Consider the following 16,670-nt stretch of genomic DNA (forward strand, 5'->3'; position numbering starts at 1 on the left):
GGCGGGCATACCTCCGTGTCGGGGCATGCCTCGGTGACCCGCGGCGTTCCGGCGGACCGTCAGCAGCTCACTGGGGAATCGGGTGGTTCGGAAACGTGCTGGAGACGGCGATCACCAGGGCCACGCCAGCTGCCTCAGGGCCGTCGGGTGCAGCGATTCAGTCGCGTCGTTCTTCGGACGTCGACGGGCCGAAGTCCTCCTGGCGCAGCCCCGCGCGTCGGGTCTTGAGGAAGTCAGCGTGGTCGAGCCGCCCGTTCACGTCTCCGAGTATGGGTCAGTCGGCACGATTCAGCCTGCCGCCGTCAGCGGTACCCTCGGGGCCCGGAGCCGGGACGTCAGCCCGGATCACATGCGTGCGCACCGCGGGCAGATGCCGCGGGCGCCCGTCCCGACCAACGCCACGCAGCTCGCCCTGGTGTGTCCGTCAGCGGTTCGCTACTGCTCCTCCGCGCATGGGGCCGGCGTCCCGCACACCTGAGGCTTCGCCCTCCACCCCGCCAGCCGCGACGGCTTCAGGACAACTACAGTGTCCAGCGTCTGATCAGCCGGCTGCAGGACTGGCGCGGCATCGCTACAAGCCTCGACAAAACACCCAAGAGCTACCTCACGGGCCTCGAACCACGTCGTACCGACACTCCTCTCATCCCCTCGGTTGATCTGACATGTGCGCCGTAGGCTGTTACGCCGTGCACGGTATTCGGTCTGCGAGGAGCTAGGGGCTCAAGTGATATGGGACGGTGGCTCGTTGGGTGACCTGGTGGTCGCGGCACGGGACCGGGCTTTCGCTGGACGGGTGGCGGAGCGGGCCCTGTTCCGGTCGGCGCTGGCAGGGGAACCGGGTGGGGCGCCGGTGTTGTTTCTGCATGGGCCTGGTGGGATCGGGAAGTCGACTCTGCTGAGGCGGTTTGCCCGGGAGGCGCGGGAGTCGGGGCGGCTGGTGGTCGAGGTGGACGGCCGTACGGTCCCCGCGACGCCGGAGGACTTCGAGGTGGCCGCGGGTAAGGCGACTGGTGTGCCGGGGGCGGTGCTGTTGGTCGACACCTTCGAGCACTGTCAGGGTCTGGAGCACTGGTTGTGGGAGCAGTTCCTGCCGCGGTTGCCGTTGGGTGCGGTGGTGGTGGTCGCCGGGCGGGCTGCTCCTGACCCGCGCTGGGTCGCCGACCCGGGGTGGGCGAGGCTGCTGCAGGTGGTGCCGTTGCGGAACCTGGCCGAGGACGACGCGGCGTCGTTCTTGCGGGTGCGTGGTGTCCCGGCGGAGGCGCATCAGGCGCTGTTGTCGTTCACCGGTGGCAATCCGCTGGCCCTGTCGCTGGCGGCGGCGGTCGCCCTCCAGCAGGACCGGCGGCACGACGACGAGGCGCCGCGGGCGACCGACTGGTCCCCGGGCCGGGACGTGATCGCCACGCTGCTGCCGCAGCTTGTGGGTGAGCCGCCGAGTTCGGAGCACCGCATGGCGCTGGAGGTGTGCGCCCAGGCCGATGTCACCTCCGAGGCGCTGCTGCGGGCGATGACGGGCGAGCGTGCCGCCGGACTCTTTGCCTGGCTGTGCGGCCAGCCGTTCATCGAGTCCACCGCGTCCGGGCTTTTCCCGCACGACGTGGTGCGCGAGGTACTGGCGGCCGATCTGCGCTGGCGTGATCCGGACGGATTCGTCGCTCTGCATCGGCGGATGCACGAGTATCTGCTCGGTCGGGTCCGGGAGGTGCCCGCCGCGCAGATGCTCCAGGCGGTGCGCTCCCTGGTGTTTGTGGAACGCGGCGTGGGCCATGACTGGGACACCATCGACTGGCGTCCCGATGGCGCGGTGCGGGAAACGCCCTGTACTCCTGCCGATGCGAGCCGTGTGGTGGAACTGGCGCAGGAGGTGGAGGGTGCCGAGTCCGCGGCGATCGTCCGGTTCTGGCTGGAGCGGCAGCCCGAAGCGTTCAGTGTCTACCGTTCGACGGGGACCGATGACATCGTTGCCTTCTCGGCGCTGCTGCGACTCACCGAGCCGGAGGGGGAGGATGTCGACCCGGTGGTGGCCGCCGCCTGGGACCACGCACGGGCCACCAGGCCCCTGCGAGCGGGCGAGCACATGGCCATCGGGCGCTTTCACGTGGACCCGCAGGCCTACCAGCGCCCCTCGCCGTCCAACAACCTGGCCCAGTGGGGTGTGACGGGGGAGGTCATCCGGGCCGACCGCCTGGCCTGGGCGTTCGTCGTGATGCGGGACGATGGTTACTGGAACCGTTACCTCGGGCGCAAGGGCATGCCGCCGGCGGATGCCAGACCCGCGGTTGGCGAGCACCGGTACTGCCTGTTCGCCCGCGACTGGGGTGTCCAGTCCGCCGTGGCGTGGGTGGCGGAGGTGAACGAAGCCGTGCTGGCGGGCGCGGGTGCCGTGATGTCCCCGGCCGGAAGCGGGCCGGAGCGGGGGGAACATGTCGTGCTGTCCCGGCCGGAGTTCGACACCGCCGTCAAGGATGCCCTGCGCGCGCTGTGGTGGCCCAACGAACTCGCGGCCAACCCCCTCAGCCGCAGCCTCCTGGTCACGGAAAACGGCGGGACTCTCCACGACGTCCTGCTGAGCGCCATCGACACCCTGCTCGACGAGCGCGGCGGGGAGAAACGCCACCGCACCCTCATGACCGCGTACAGCAAGGCCGCCCCCACCCAGGAAGCAGCGGCCAGACGCCTCGGAATGTCCTTCAGCACCTACCGCCGCCATCTGACCGCCGCCGTACAGCGCGTCACCGACATTCTCTGGAGCCATGAACTGAACGGAGAACCCATCACCACCGACGGGGATCGATCAGCAGACCAGTAAGCTCAAGCAGCCTCGGGTCGCACGAAACATTCCCCAACGGCCCGCCGGCTGCCGACGATACGGAATACGCCGGGAGCGTCCGATACAGGCGGGTGGTGGAACGTGATGCGGGGCGCGTCCAGGATGGTCGCGGCTGGGCAGTAGGCAATGCAGCGTGAGGGTGCGACCCAGGTAGGCGGCCAGACGGTCGAGGGGGCCGGCGTCTTCGTACGGAACAGCCGTCCGAGATCGGGCTCGCGAGGGGGCACGCCGACCCGTTCGATACGAGCTGGTGGTGGGACGGTCGCTGAGGTGGCCTCGGTTCGTCAGCCTGCTGTCGGGCTCCGCGGGTCCCCTGCTCGTATGAACCCGTGGCTCCGTTCCACTTTCGCCACGTGCAGCGTGTAGCTCTGGTACCACTCGGCTTGCCCGCGCTTTTGAGCCGCGCGATGCTCGGCGTTGGTCCGCCACTCCGTGAGAGCGTCGGCGTCGCGGAAGTAGCTGACGGTGATGCCCAGCCCGCCGGGAGTCTGCGCGTGGTCCATCCCCAGGTACCCGGGGACGTCCTTCACCAGGTCTTCCATGCGTGCGTTGGTCTCGCTGTAGTCGTTCTGGTCCTGGGTTCCCACCGTAGTGAAGACAGCCATGTAGTAGGGGGGTTCATAGGCCTCGACGGGTGCGACAGTCGCTTTGGGGGCCCGCCGCGCGTACACCTCTATCTCGATCTTCATGCGGGGGTCGGCGAGGCCACACATGAGCATCGAGGCGGCCGGTTGAACTTCGCCGAAGTAGCGGCGCAGAACCGGCCAGCACCGCTCGAAGTCTTCGCGGTCAGGCAGCAGATAACGCACCCGCACGACGTCGGCGAAGGTGCACTTCGCCTCGGCCAGCGCGGCGTCGATGTTGCGCAGGCACTGCTCGGCCTGCTCCACCACGTCGTCGGAGATCGTCATCGTGGCGTAGTCGAACCCGGTCGTTCCGGACACATGCACCCAGTCGCCGTCGACAACGGCACGGGCATATCCGATCTGCTCCTCAAAGGGCGAGCCACTGAGGATCGCTCGTCGCTCTGTCATGCACCGAACGCTAAGTGACCAGCGCTGATACGTCTAATACAGCTGCAGGCATGGTCTGATATCTCTAAGAGTATGGAGCGTCCCGAACTGCCCCTGCCGCAGCTGCACACTTTCGTCGTACTCGCGGAAGAACTCCACTTCGGCCACGCGGCCGCCCGCCTGGGCATTGCCCAGCCGCCGCTGAGCCAACAGATCCGCCGCCTGGAAGACAAGGTCGGCTACGCACTGTTCAGTCGCGAACCAGGACGCGTCGCCCTCACCCCAGCAGGCCGCGAGCTGCTGCCCGCCGCACGGCGGGCCCTCACCGACCTCGCGGCCGGCCTGGACGCAGCCCGCGCCGTCGGCAGCGGCCGGGCGGGCCGCCTACAGATCGGCTTCGCCGCCTCCCTCGCGCTGACCGTCCTGCCCGACCTGCTGCGCACCTTCCGGCAACAGTTCCCCAACGTGCGCCTGGACATCCATGAGATGACCACCGCGCCGCAGATCGCCGCCTTGCACGACAAGATCATCGACATCGGTCTGCTGCGCGAACCCCCCGCCGACGAAACAGAGATCGGCTTCAAGACGCTGTTCAGCGAGCCGTTCGTGGCCGTGCTGCCGTCCACTCACCCTCTGGCCGCCCAACGGACCGCGAACCTCGCACAGTTGGCGGAATCGCCCTTCGTACTCCTGCCCCGCACGGTCGGCCCGCAACTGCACGACCAGATCACCAGCCTCTGCACCGCAGCGGGTTTCACGCCCCAGGTGACCCAGAACGCAGTGGAGTGGCAGACCGTGTGCGCCCTCGTGGGAACTGGCCTGGGCATCTCCATCGCCCCGGCGAGCATCCGACGCATCCGCCTCAAAGGCGTTGCCTTCCGCAGGATCAAGCCCAGCACCGCCCGCACAAGAGTCGCCGTCGCCTGGCGCAAAAACGACCAAAACCCCCTGGTCGCAGAGCTACTGGCGACGGCCAGCCAAGATCCGCCGGACAGGCCAGGACTCCGTTAGGCCTCTCTCGATCTTGGTGTCGTGGGTGTCCTGTTGGGCTGAGGTTGGTGGCAGGTGGTGCGGATGCCGGTCCATGCCGCTGGAGGCAAGTGTGTCGAGCCTGTCCAGGGCGAGCCGCCCCTTCTCACAGTGCGTGACGTCGGACGGAATGTGGGTCTGGGCCCGGCGGCCGGCGTCCGAAGCCCAAAGTTTGGGCAGGAACGGGCGCCACTGCAGCGGGCAGAAGGCGGCACGGTCGCGGCATGGACACTGACTGCAACCTGGCAGTTCGCCCGCTTCCCAGGGCTCCGCAGCACTGCGGAGCCACCCGACCGACATCCGGCCCTCGCATGGCTCCCTCACCCCGAAACAGACCCTGCCCGATCCGGCGATGGTGCGCCCGCTCTCCAACGGAAAACACCCCAACCGAAGCCGTACCGGGGCCAATTACCGGTGCTGGCGTGAAGCAAGTCATACCCGCGCGCCTTTGATCCCTTCGGTTGCTCTCGGATGTGCGCCGTAGGCTGTTGCGCAGCACACGGTTCGGTCGGTGAAGGGCTCAAGATATGCAGGACAGCGGCTCGTTGGGTGACCTGGTGGTCGCGGCGCGGGACCGGGCTTTCGCTGGACGGGTGGCGGAGCGGGCCCTGTTCCGGTCGGCGCTGGCGGGGGAACCCGGTGCCTCGCCCGTGCTCTTTCTGCAGGGACCCGGCGGGATCGGGAAGTCCACGCTGCTGAGGCGGTTTGCTCGTGAGGCGCGGGAGGTTGGGCGGCTGGTGGTCGAGGTGGACGGCCGTACGGTCCCCGCAACGCCGGAGGACTTCGAGCAGGCTGCGGGGAAGGCGATCGGCGAGCCGGGATCGGTGCTCTTGGTCGACACTTTCGAGCACTGTCAGGGCTTGGAGCACTGGTTGTGGGAGCAGTTCCTGCCGCGGCTTCCGCAGGGTTCGGTGGTGGTGGTCGCCGGCCGTGCGGCTCCTGATCCGCGGTGGGTCGCCGACCCGGGATGGATCGGTCTGTTGCGTGTGGTGCCGCTGCGGAATCTGACCGAGACCGATGTGGAGACGTATTTGCGTGTGCGTGGTGTCCCGGTGGGGGTGCATCAGGCACTGTTGTCGTTCACCGGTGGTAATCCGCTGGCCCTGTCACTGGCTGCGGCGGTCGCTGTGCGCCAGGACGCGGACGGGGCGCCGCGGGCGGCCGACTGGTCGCCGGGCCGGGATGTGATCGCCACGCTGCTGCCGCAACTCGTCGGCGATTTGCCGAGCCCGGAACACCGTATGGCGCTGGAGGTGTGTGCCCAGGCCGAGGTCACCTCCGAGGCCCTGCTGCGGGCGATGACGGGCGAGAGTGCCGGCCAGTTGTTCGCCTGGCTGCGCGCCCAGCCGTTCATCGAATCCACCGCGGCGGGGCTTTTTCCCCACGATGTGGTGCGCGAGGTGCTGGCGGCTGATCTCCGCTGGCGTGACCCGGACGGATTCGCAGCCCTGCGCGGACGAATGCACCAGTATCTGTTCGGCCGGGTCCGGGAGGTCCCCGCCGCACAGGCGCTCCAGGCGATGCAAGCCCTGGCATACCTGGAACGGGCCGCCGGCTCCGTTACCGACACCGTCGTGTGGCGTCCCGACGGCGAGGTGCGGGAAATGCCCTGTACTCCTGCCGATCAGAGCCGTGTGGTGGAACTGGCGCAGGAGATGGAGGGTGCCGAGTCCGCCGCGATCGTCCGCTCCTGGCTGGACCGGCAGCCCGAAGCGTTCATTGTCTATCGCGCGACCCGCACCGATGACATCACCGCCTTTTCGGCGTTGCTGCGGTTCAGCGGGCCGGAGGGGGAGGACGTCGATCCGGTGGTGGCCGCCGCCTGGGCTCACACACACGCCGGCAGTCCGCTGCGAGCGGGCGAGCAGATGGCCATCGCGCGGTTCCACGTTGACCCGCAGGCGTACCAGCGACCCTCGGCCACCCACAACCTGGTCACGTTGCGCGCGACGGCGGAGGCCATCCGGGCCGACCGTCTGGCATGGTCGTTCGTCGTGAAGCGGGACGACGGGTACTGGAACAGTTATCTCGAGCGCTCCGACATGCCGCCGACGGATGCCAGACCTGTGGTCGGCCAGCATGGGTACCGCCTCTTCGCGCACGACTGGCGTGCCCAGTCCGCCATCGAGTGGGCGGCCGAGCACGGTTTGCCGAAGAGCCAGGGTGCCGTCGCCTCTCCGGTCGGAACCCCGCACGAGCGAGGCGAACACGTCGTACTGTCCCGGCCGGAATTCGACACCGCCATAAAGGCTGCCCTGCGTGCCCTGTGGTGGTCCAACGAACTGGCAGGCAACCCCCTCAGCCGCAGCCGCCTGGTCGCGGAGAACGGCGGGAGCCTCCACGATGTCCTGCTGCGTGCCATCGACACCCTGCTCGACGAGCGCGGCGGGGAAAAGCGCCACCACACCCTCATGACCGCCTACAGCAAGGCCGCCCCCACCCAGGAAGCGGCAGCCAGACGCCTCGGCATGTCCTTCAGCACCTACCGCCGCCATCTGACCGCCGCCGTGCAACGGGTCACCGACATTCTGTGGAGCCATGAACTGAGCGGAGAACCGATCATGGTCAGCCGGGACCGATCAGCGGAACAGTAGAGCAGGCATCCTCCCTGCTGAACCGACCGCCCAAGGGCCCGGAACGATACCGTCGGCGAGTGCTGCCACCTATGAACGCAGTGGGCCGCAATCAGTCTTCTTCGGGCCGTGTCCGTAGCGGCATAGCGCATCCACCGCGTGGGTCAGTGCCGCGACTGCCTTGTCGGCGTGAGCCGTTGCGGCAGTGTGCTTCCTGGTACATGACGGTGTGAGAAGCGCTGGCCCAGAGGACGGCCGGCGCTTTCGCCTGACACCGCTGAACGAGACCGACACAGACCCAGCAGCCGTTCCTCGCCCCGTTCACCACCTCCTCCCAGGGGTCCTGAACGACCGAGAAACACCGCGATGGCCACTGCCGCCGCGGAACATGGCACTCCGCCAGGTCGGTGCCCGACACTACTGAGGCGTCCGCCCATCCAGCGGCAGGTTGGAGCCCAGTAGCCGGTGGGTTCTTCGGCCTCCTCGGGCCGTTCGGCCAGCAGCGTCGCCTCGGGCAGGACGCCGTCGCATCGACCACGCTGGGCGAGGGCGGTGGATCGGGCCGGGCGACGAGCCTTGGCTCCGACCGTCCAATCATCCTGTACCAGGTGCGCTGCTTCCTGTCGTCGCGTCGCCATGAACCAGCCGCCCAGGTCGAACGTCCCTAGGAATTCCCGCAGCAGGGCGGCGGCACGGCACAGCGCCGAGGGCGGGCTCGTGTCGTGCCGCTTAGAGAGCTCATCAGCAGTATTGGGCCCTTCGTCAGCACCGCTTGAACAGGGATTGAGCTTAAGTTGCCCGCCGTGCGGTGAAAGGGTCAGTGATGCTCGGCAGAGCATCTGCCGAGCAGCGCGAAGCAGTGCCCTGGCACCGCTAGAAAGGACACGAGTTGAGCAACACTGAAACCAGCGACACCCTCGGAACTGCGCCACCTGCCCCGTCCGCAGCGGCCCTGATGACGCAGATGCTGGCTGGGTTCCAGGTTTCCCAAGCGCTGTACGTCGTGGCCGAGTTGAACGTGGCCACCAAGCTCGCGGCAGGGCCTCGCCCCGTCGAGCGCTTGGCGGAGGAGACCGGTGCCGACGAGAGCGCTCTGCGACGCCTCCTGCGCACGCTCGCACCGCTTGGGTTGTTTCGCCACGTCGAGGACACGGTCGAGGTGACTCCCTTCGGTGAGCTCCTGTTCGCGACGCACCCCGCGTCGCTGCGGGACGCGGCCCTGTACTGGATGGAGACGCACTACCAACCGTTCGGCGAGTTGCTCAGCACCGTCAAAGCAGGTGAACCTGCCTCCGAGATCCACTTCGGGAAGCCCTTCTTCGAGTGGCTGGGCGAAGACCCGGAGCGCTTCTCCCTGCTGAGCAGCGCCATGGACAATGTGACGGGAAGCCTGCGGACGGGCATGTTCGGCGGATACGTCCTGCCTGAGGGAAGGACTGTGGCGGACATCGGCGGCTCCGACGGCACCGTCATGGCCGAACTGCTCAGTCGCGACGAAGGCCGTCGTGGGATTGTCTTCGACCTGCCGCATGTCGTGGCCGACGCACATGAGGTGCTGCGGGCACAGGGCCTTGGGGACCGGGTCGAGATTGTCGGGGGCGACTTCTTCGACGGGGTGCCGGCCGCGGACGTCTATGTGTTGTCGTACATCCTGCATGACTGGGACGACGCGGCCTGCGGCAAGATACTTGGCTCGATCGCGCAGGCCGCGAACCCCGGCGCCCGGCTCGTAGTGATCGAAGCGGTTCTGCAGGAGAATGACGAGCCGCATCTCGCCAAGATGATCGACTTGACGATGCTGGCCATGCTGACAAGTCGTGAGCGGACGCCGAACGAGTACGACGAACTGCTCAAAAACGCCGGCTTCACGCTCGACCGGACCCTGCCAACGCCTTCACCTTTCTCGGTGTTCGAGGCGACGCTGCGCCAGCGTCTCTGATCAGCAGCATGCGGGCAATCCGGGGAGCGCCTGCCGGCTCGAAGACATCCACCGGCATCCGGTCGTGATTCTTGTGAAAAGAGACGACCTGCCGGGTGCGGGACGTGATGACGCCGGCACGGCAGTAACTGGCCACCGGGCACCTCCTCACGTCCATTCCGACGAACAGCGGTCCGGCGTGCGCTATGTGACTGTCCATCAGGAGCATCCTGCGGACGCATTCCCACGTTCGTGGACCGAGCACCGTCTGCACCCGGCCGGAGCGGGAGGCCCCTGCCCCCTTCATCACATGACGCGGATGCACCGATGCCTCCGCGGGGGTCACCACGCCCCGTCGCCCAACTCCACGCCGAAGGCCACGAGATCCGAGACGAGGACGTCGCTCGTCTGCCCCCGCTCAAGCACCGCAACCTCAACGTGCTCGGCCGCTACGACTTCACCGCGTCCACTCCGCCCGCTGGAGTTTTGCGGCTCCTGCGCGATCTGGAAGTGTCGAGACTCGAGGACGATGAGAGCGGCGGGGACTGACCAACGGGGCGGGATTGCTCCTCGCTGTGGGTGGGCCTTCTCAGACAAGGCCGCGCAGTGCTTCGTCGTCTGTGCTGCCGGGCTGCGGGAAGTACACGTACATGACGTGGCCCTCGGGCCCGGCGAGCGCGAAGGTCTCGAAACTGAGTCGGAGGATACCGAGGCCATCGACGGCGAGCCGTTTCTCACCCATCACGCGCTCGTACACGTCGTGGGAGTCCCACAGGGCACGGAATGTTTCGCTGCGCTCGCGCATGCTCGCCACGAAGCCTGCGAGTTCGGTGCGGCGCGTGGCCGCCGTGGCGCGCAGACCTGCGACGGCTTGCAGGGTGATCTCGTCCCAGTCCGGATAGACCTCCTGTGCGCGTGGGTCGAGGAAGGCGAACTCGATCAGGTTGCGCTTCGGGCTCCATGCCGGGTTGAGCCGGGCGGCGAGCGGCGTTCCGGCCAGCACGTCGCGGCTGGGTGTGACGACGAACGCGGGCAGGTCAGCCCAACGCTCCAGCAGGTGCAGCACCCCCGGCCGCACAGTGTGGGCAGGGATGGCGTCGCTGTCGGCCGGGGCCAGCGACGGCATTGCCAGGGACCACAGGTAGGCCCGCTCCGTGTCGTCCAGGCGCAGGACACCGGCCAGGGCTTCGAGGATCTCGCGGGAGGGATGGCGGTCGCGGCCCTGCTCGATCCGGGCGTAGTAGGAGGGGCTGAGCCCGGCGAGCAGCGCCAGTTCCTCGCGGCGCAGCCCCTTGACCCGCCGTCGCGTGTTGTCGACGACACCGGCGGAGGCAGCGTCGATCTTCTCCCGGCGACTGCGCAGGAAGGAACCGAGCTGGTTGTCATCAGGTGCCATCCAGAGGGACTTTACCGCTACTCACCGGCCGGGCCGCTCTTGCGCCACTGGTGAAACTGACCCTGCGAGAGCCTCCCTCAAGGGGGTGTGGCACGTCAGCTGACTCGCTGGTGCCATGGAGGCATGGCAAACGAAACGCATGAAACGTCTGTATGGCTGATCACCGGATGCTCCAGTGGTCTGGGCCGCGCCCTGGCCGAGCACGCCCTTGAACGGGGTGACCGGGTAGCTGTCACCGCCCGCAACCGCGCATCCGTGACTGATCTCGCCGCCAAGTACGGCGACCGCGCGCTGGCCCTCCGGCTGGACGTGACCGACCCCGAGTCGGTGACCGCGGCCGTCCAGGCGTGCGAGGCAGAGTTCGGGCACATCGACGTCCTGGTCAACAATGCGGGATACGGCTACCTGACCGCCATCGAAGAGGGCGAGGACAGCGCAGTCCGTGCCCTGTATGACACCAACGTGCACGGCGTGGTGACAGTCCTCAAGGCCGTGCTGCCCGGCATGCGGGCCCGCCGCTCGGGGAGCATCGTCAACATCTCCTCTTTCGGTGGCCTGGCCGCGTTCCCGGCGACCGGCTACTACCACGCCACGAAGTTCGCGCTGGAGGGCCTGTCGGAGTCGCTGGCCGGAGAGCTCGCACCGCTCGGCATCACGGTGACGATCGCGGAGCCCGGCGGTCTGCGAACCCAGTGGGCGGGGACGTCGATGCAGCAGTCCCCGACGCGCCTGGACGACTACGAGCAGACCGCGGGCAAGCGCCGTGAGGCCACACTGGGCGTGTCCGGCCGCCAGCCCGGCGACCCGGTACGGGCTGCCGCGGCCATCGCCTCGGCCGTGGATGCCGACACACCGCCACTGCGGCTACTGCTCGGCTCCGACGCGCTCGCCGGGGCACGCGCCCGCCTGGACCGGATGCGAGGCGAGATCGATGCCAACGAGGCACTGACCAAGAGCGTTGACCTGGAGGCGGTGTGAGCAGCATGGGCGCGTTCGTCGTCATCGGCGCCGGGCCCGGTCTGGGCACTGCGACGGCCCGCCGGTTCGGCCGCGAGGGACATCCGGTCGGGCTGATCGCGCGCGGCGTCGAACGCCTGGAAGCGATGGCCGCCGACCTGACCTCTGAGGGCCTGACGACAGCGATCGAAACCGCAGACGTCACCGACGAGAAAGCACTCGCCGCGGCGCTCGGCGCACTGCGCGAGCGGCTCGGTCCGATCGAGGTGGTCCTGTTCAGCCCGAGGCCGAGTGTCGCGTGGATCAAGCCCGTGCTCGATACCGGGCCACCGGACATCGAGAGCGCCCTGGCACTGAGCGTGATCGCCGCCTCCGCGGCCGTCCGCACGGTCGTACCGGACATGCGCCGCAGGCAACACGGCACCCTGCTGTTCACCACCGGCGGCGCCGCCGTCGAACCACACCGCGACCGCGCGGTGTCGGGAATCGCCTACGCCGCCGAGTCGGCCTACGTGCGGATGCTCCACGACGCACTCGCCGACGAGGGCGTACATGCCGCGCAGGTCACGGTCGTTGGCCCGATCGGGCGCGGCGCCACACACGAACCGGACGAGGTAGCCCAGGAACTGTGGCAGCTCCACACCACACGCGACCGGCCACTGCTCATCCTGCGCTGAACCGCTCTTTGGCCAAGTCGTGAGCGGGTGGCCCGGATTACTATGATCCGGCCCCGCCACCCGATCGCGCTTCCGGATATGTCGGTCGGGATGCGACTCTCGCGAGCAGTCCTTTCCCAGAGCAAGATCACTTGAAATCCGGAGAGGCGTCCGACTACCGACTCCTGCTGGACCCGCTGGACCCGCTGGACCCGCTGGACCCGCTGGACCCGCTGGCAGAATATGGCGACACCGAAGGCCATCCGATCCCAGTTGCCGCCGCCGTGAACCCCGACCGCGTTTAGTGTCCTTGCCGCCAAAGGCGCAGCCGCCGTATCGGATGGTTCTACAGGCCGTAGTGCTCGCGGATGGCATACAGGGGCGGGGATCCCCCGTTGAGGCCCGCGTCTGCTGGCGATACCGAGATGGTGCCGTTCTCGCTCACGTAGTCGACGGAAGGGCCCCATGCGCTACGAATGCCCGGCTTCTCCGTGTAGGCCCGGAGGACGGACTCCATGAGCGCGACCGCATCCTCCTCGGTCTCCGCGTCGAGAGTGACCGTGCCCCACTGCAGCGAGCCCTCGAACTCAGTTTCGCACGTGAAATCCGCGGTGATGACGCCGGACACCGACAGAGCCGCGGACTCGAAGTCCTCCCCGCACCTCTTGTCCCGTGCACCGTAGGCGTAGACGATGCCCGACACGGCCACCACCACAACCACCACCGCGACGGCCGCCGCCCACGCAAGTCTCGTCTGGTTCCTTGTCACGCGCAGTCCCCCCACCGACGTGAACGTCGGCCGCATGGTGTCCCTCGCCGCCCCGGGGGAGCCGCCGTCGCGCCGCGCCGTGTTCACCGCGTATGGGCGGGCAGCGCCGCATCCACCGCGCCTTCCCCGGGACGATGCTGATCTCGATGAGCGTACCCAGACGGCGGCTCGGACGGAGCGTTCCGGACCTGGCGAAGTGGCGGCCACGACCACGCCGACGGCAATGGTGGTGACGATGGCGACACCTTGAGCAGGTCCCCAACGGTGCATCAACCGGTCGAACCTTCGCGGACACCGGCGGCGCGGACGACCGCTCTGATCCCACCGTGGCCGAGGGACTGGGCATCCACCCCTATCAAAAGGCGGCGCTGCCACTCGTCGAGATGCGGCCCTCCGCGCGAAGTCCGCGCCAGGTATGAGAAGTTGCGAATCGCCGCATGAAAGGGGACGGGTCAGATGGCTGTCCGGACAACGTGAGGTTCCTCATCTGCAGTTGGCGGCGGGAGTGCTGGATCGGCTCAGGATGCGACTGCACCCCCAGAAGTCCGGCATCACCTGCCTCAGCCGGGGCGGGCAGGGCTTCGGCTGTCCCCCCGAGAGCCTCAGTGGTGTGCGAAGTTCCGCCACCGAGAACGCCGTCGGCTGCGCCGGATGCGATCCGTGCGACACCGGCGGTCGAAGCACCTCAACGACCAGGCCGCGAATCCCACCAGCCCACCCGCCACCAGCAACGCGCTGAACAAGTTGACGTCGCCCTCAAAGTAAGGCAGTGCCTCAAGGCAAGGCAGTGCCTCACGTATCAACGGGTCTGGGCGCGCGCCCTGAGCCGCACCCGCGCCGTCCCCGTCGCCTGAAGCGTGATCCCCGCCACCAGGGAAATCTCCCTGTCCACCGCCTCCAACTCGTAAGCGCGTAGCAACACCGCCAGAGCGAGCACGGACTCGAGCATCGCGAAGTGCTGGCCGATGCAGGCGCGCGGACCGCCGCCGAAGGGGAACCAGGCGTACCGGTGCCGGACGGCCTCGCGCTCGGGGGTGAAGCGTTCGGGGTCGAAGCGCTCCGGGTCGTCCCACAGGTCCGGGTGGCGGTGGATGACCCACGGCGGGACCAGGACGTCGGCCCCGGCGGGAATGAGGTGCCCGCCGACTTCGGCGGCTTCGACGGACCGGCGGCCGATCAGCGGAGCGGCCGGGTACAGCCGCATGGCCTCCTTCAACACCTGGGTCAGGTACGGCAGTCGGTCAAGGTCGGCGGCCGAGGGCGTACGCCCGGCCGGCAGGCGGTCGACCTCCTCCTGGGCCCGTGCCTGGATCTCGGGGTGCCGGGACAGCAAGTGCAGCGCGAAGGTCATGGATGTCCCGGTCGTTTCGTGGCCCGCAATCAGGAAGACGAGGAGTTGGTCGCGGAGTTCGGCGGCGTCAAGGCTGCCGTCCTCTTCGCTGCTTGCCCGGGCGAGGAGGGAGAGCAGGTCGTCGCCCTCGGTGGCAGCGGCCGTCGTTCCGGCCGCCCGGCGCTCGGCGATGATCCGGTCGCAGACCGCGTACACCGCGCGGGTTGCCTCTTCGGCGCGGCGGTTGGCCGAAAGGGGCCAGGAGCGCGGCGAGTTGACGGGTGAGAAGCCACGCCGGAGCACGTACGCATTGATCACAGGGAAGTTGTCGTGCACGACGTCGGCGGCCGCCTCGATGTCCGCGCCGAAGAGGATGCGTGCCACTGTGCGCAGCGCGAACCGGTCCATCTCCCTGATCACGTCGACGACCGTGTCCCCGGCGGCGTCGCGGGCGGCGCGCCAGCGTTCCACCGTACTGTCGGCCTCCAGTGTCACCGCCGCGGCGTAGCCATCCACCTGCCGCTTGGTGAACAGCGGTTGGATGAGGCGGCGTTGGCGACGATAGTCGGCGTCCTGGCTGGTGAGCAGGCCATTGCCGATGGACAGCCGTATCTCCTCGTAAAGCCGGTTGTCCTTGCGGAAGTTGGCCGTCTGCGTGGCCAGGACCTGTTGTGCGCCCTCCGCGGAGAAGACGCAGTGCATCACCGAACGCAGTCCTGGCGGGCCGGCGGAGATACGGACCACGTCGCCGTACTCGTGCCGCGCGCGCAGGAAGGTGTCCAGTGAGTCGCGCTGGAGGTCGAGTGCCGAGCCGAGCAGGGGAAGGCCTTTGGGGCCCGGTATCTCAGCGATGGCGGCCATGGGCGGCTTGTCTCGCACGGGTGCAGTTCCTCCGCAGGGAAAGTTTCTGATCGAGCGCTGAGCTGGTAGAGGTGGTGGTCAGGGGCGGGGTAGAGGCGCTGATGCTCGCGGCCGGTGTGGAAGGTCCCTTCAGGCCGAGCGGGGCGGGGCTCCGGCATTGCACCGGCGGTCGCCGATCAGGTGGGCGTCAAGTGCCTTCGACCGCTCAGGGGCGGTCGACCGGCCGCTGCCCTGGGATGGGATCGTCACCGCACTGCTCGGTGACCGCACGCGCCGTTGTTCACGGCCAAGCAGAGCCGGATGGCACCTCGGGTGCACCTCGGATGCACCTCGGGTGCCGAATCGTACGGCGCAGTTGCCCGGAAAGCGTGCCACGATCTCCGGGCGACTGCGGGTTCGGGCTGACTTCGGTGGCCGGCCCTCAGTTCTGCTCGGCCACCGCCCTGACGAGCTCACCGGCGGTGTCCACCACGTCCAGGGACATGAGCTCCGAGTGGTCCAGCACCGGCACGATGTCCGCCAGGGCCCTGGCGAAGCGGCCGCCGTTCGCGTACGTCATGGCCATGTTCCCCTCCCACAGGGCGGCACGCACGCGGTCAGCGGAGAGCATGCCGTCAGCCGCGATGCTCGTCGTGAGGATCTCGGCAACGCGGCACTCAAGCACGGTCGGCGCCCATGCACCCGAGCGCAGGTCCTCCAGCATCGATCGCACTTGACGACGGGCATGGTCGGTTGCGACGGCCTCCGGGAAGTGCGGGGCGGGGCACGGCGTGGCAGCGGCAGACATGGCTGGTCCTGACTGGATCGGTGACGGAGTAATCGAAGAGGACGATGGAGTCGGCGACGTGGACGGCGGTCAGGGCTGCGGCGTGGACCACCACGCCCTCCCCCGTCGCGGGCGGGCGGCAGGCCGACACGCGATCCACAGACCGATGGTGACGCCTACGACGACCCGCGTACCGGCCAACTCCAGCAGGTACCGGACGACAACGGTCAGCTGGCGCATGAAGATCGGCAACTCTTCCGGCCTGACTGCGAGGTGGCGTTCCGCCTCGGTCACCTACACCGCTGATCATGTCGGGACCCACTGCTCATGAACAAGTTCAATCTCTGCTCATAATCAGCCCATACGTGACCACCTGTCCGGCGAGCGTTGGTCGACCACTGCCACGAGGTCGATGACCGGTCCGCTCACCCACCACCCCGTCAGAATGGGGCGACAGGCAGCGTATCGCTGGGTCACCGTGGGTGGCCGCTGCCGGCCGGTCGCTCGGGTGCCGCCTGATGAGAGTCAGAGCCATCCGCGTGCGGTTGCCTCGGTACCCGCATGGAAGCTCG

Annotated in this window: 13 protein-coding genes and 3 pseudogenes; 8 read left to right on the forward strand and 8 right to left on the reverse strand. The window is 68.3% G+C overall.

Annotated elements, in window-relative coordinates; genetic code table 11:
- Positions 1–724 precede the first annotated feature (724 nt).
- Entirely contained in the window at positions 725–2,809 is a 2,085-nt protein-coding gene (locus ACTWQR_RS30305; protein WP_443230384.1) for an ATP-binding protein, read from the forward strand.
- Between the two features lie 305 nt (positions 2,810–3,114).
- Here the strand turns inward: ACTWQR_RS30305 and ACTWQR_RS30310 are convergent, their stop codons facing one another.
- Positions 3,115–3,435 carry an antibiotic biosynthesis monooxygenase family protein gene (locus ACTWQR_RS30310; protein ID WP_443230413.1) on the reverse strand — a complete coding sequence of 107 codons (321 nt, stop codon included), beginning with the start codon at positions 3,433–3,435 and terminating at the stop codon, positions 3,115–3,117.
- A 51-nt stretch (positions 3,436–3,486) separates the two neighbouring features.
- Positions 3,487–3,864: pseudogene (locus tag ACTWQR_RS30315) on the reverse strand (RidA family protein); the annotation flags it as partial.
- Positions 3,865–3,936: 72 nt separating this feature from the next.
- Here ACTWQR_RS30315 and ACTWQR_RS30320 point away from each other — a divergent pair.
- Entirely contained in the window at positions 3,937–4,854 is a 918-nt protein-coding gene (locus ACTWQR_RS30320; protein ID WP_443230385.1) for a LysR family transcriptional regulator, read from the forward strand.
- 72 nt (positions 4,855–4,926) lie between these two features.
- Here ACTWQR_RS30320 and ACTWQR_RS30325 read toward each other — a convergent pair.
- Positions 4,927–5,187 (reverse strand): annotated as a pseudogene (locus ACTWQR_RS30325) (transposase); the annotation flags it as partial.
- Positions 5,188–5,399: 212 nt separating this feature from the next.
- Between ACTWQR_RS30325 and ACTWQR_RS30330 the strand changes: the two are divergent.
- The 3 genes and pseudogenes from ACTWQR_RS30330 to ACTWQR_RS30340 form a co-directional block, all read left to right on the forward strand.
- Positions 5,400–7,466 (forward strand): ATP-binding protein, encoded by a 2,067-nt coding sequence (locus ACTWQR_RS30330; RefSeq protein WP_443230386.1) that lies wholly within the window; start codon positions 5,400–5,402, stop codon positions 7,464–7,466.
- A gap of 934 nt (positions 7,467–8,400) precedes the next feature.
- Entirely contained in the window at positions 8,401–9,384 is a 984-nt protein-coding gene (locus ACTWQR_RS30335; RefSeq protein ID WP_443230387.1) for a methyltransferase, read from the forward strand.
- A gap of 333 nt (positions 9,385–9,717) precedes the next feature.
- Positions 9,718–9,912: pseudogene (locus ACTWQR_RS30340) on the forward strand (hypothetical protein); the annotation flags it as partial.
- Between the two features lie 40 nt (positions 9,913–9,952).
- On the opposite strand, the gene ACTWQR_RS30345 reads toward ACTWQR_RS30340, so the two are convergent.
- Entirely contained in the window at positions 9,953–10,759 is an 807-nt protein-coding gene (locus ACTWQR_RS30345) for a helix-turn-helix domain-containing protein (protein WP_443230388.1), read from the reverse strand.
- A gap of 123 nt (positions 10,760–10,882) precedes the next feature.
- Between ACTWQR_RS30345 and ACTWQR_RS30350 the strand changes: the two genes are divergently transcribed.
- The 3 genes from ACTWQR_RS30350 (at position 10,883) to ACTWQR_RS30360 (ending at position 12,677) form a co-directional block, all read left to right on the forward strand.
- A complete protein-coding gene (locus ACTWQR_RS30350; protein ID WP_443230389.1) occupies positions 10,883–11,737 on the forward strand; it encodes an oxidoreductase in 855 nt (284 codons plus the stop codon).
- Positions 11,738–11,742: 5 nt separating this feature from the next.
- Positions 11,743–12,393, forward strand: a complete 651-nt coding sequence (locus ACTWQR_RS30355) for an SDR family NAD(P)-dependent oxidoreductase (RefSeq protein ID WP_443230414.1) — start codon at positions 11,743–11,745, stop codon at positions 12,391–12,393.
- 131 nt (positions 12,394–12,524) lie between these two features.
- Entirely contained in the window at positions 12,525–12,677 is a 153-nt protein-coding gene (locus ACTWQR_RS30360) for a hypothetical protein (protein ID WP_443230390.1), read from the forward strand.
- A gap of 41 nt (positions 12,678–12,718) precedes the next feature.
- Here ACTWQR_RS30360 and ACTWQR_RS30365 read toward each other — a convergent pair whose 3' ends face one another.
- The 4 genes from ACTWQR_RS30365 to ACTWQR_RS30380 form a co-directional block, all read right to left on the reverse strand.
- Entirely contained in the window at positions 12,719–13,141 is a 423-nt protein-coding gene (locus ACTWQR_RS30365; RefSeq protein WP_443230391.1) for a hypothetical protein, read from the reverse strand.
- 799 nt (positions 13,142–13,940) lie between these two features.
- On the reverse strand, positions 13,941–15,332 hold the full coding sequence (locus ACTWQR_RS30370; protein WP_443230415.1) for a cytochrome P450: 1,392 nt from the start codon (positions 15,330–15,332) through the stop codon (positions 13,941–13,943).
- Positions 15,333–15,753: 421 nt separating this feature from the next.
- Positions 15,754–16,119: a hypothetical protein gene (locus tag ACTWQR_RS30375; protein ID WP_443230392.1), complete on the reverse strand. Its 366-nt coding sequence runs from the start codon at positions 16,117–16,119 to the stop codon at positions 15,754–15,756.
- A gap of 69 nt (positions 16,120–16,188) precedes the next feature.
- Complete coding sequence (locus tag ACTWQR_RS30380) at positions 16,189–16,392, reverse strand: hypothetical protein (RefSeq protein ID WP_443230393.1); 204 nt, start codon at positions 16,390–16,392, stop codon at positions 16,189–16,191.
- Positions 16,393–16,670: the final 278 nt, after the last annotated feature.

The sequence above is a fragment of the Streptomyces sp. 2A115 genome (assembly GCF_052245575.1).
GTDB lineage: Bacteria > Actinomycetota > Actinomycetes > Streptomycetales > Streptomycetaceae > Streptomyces.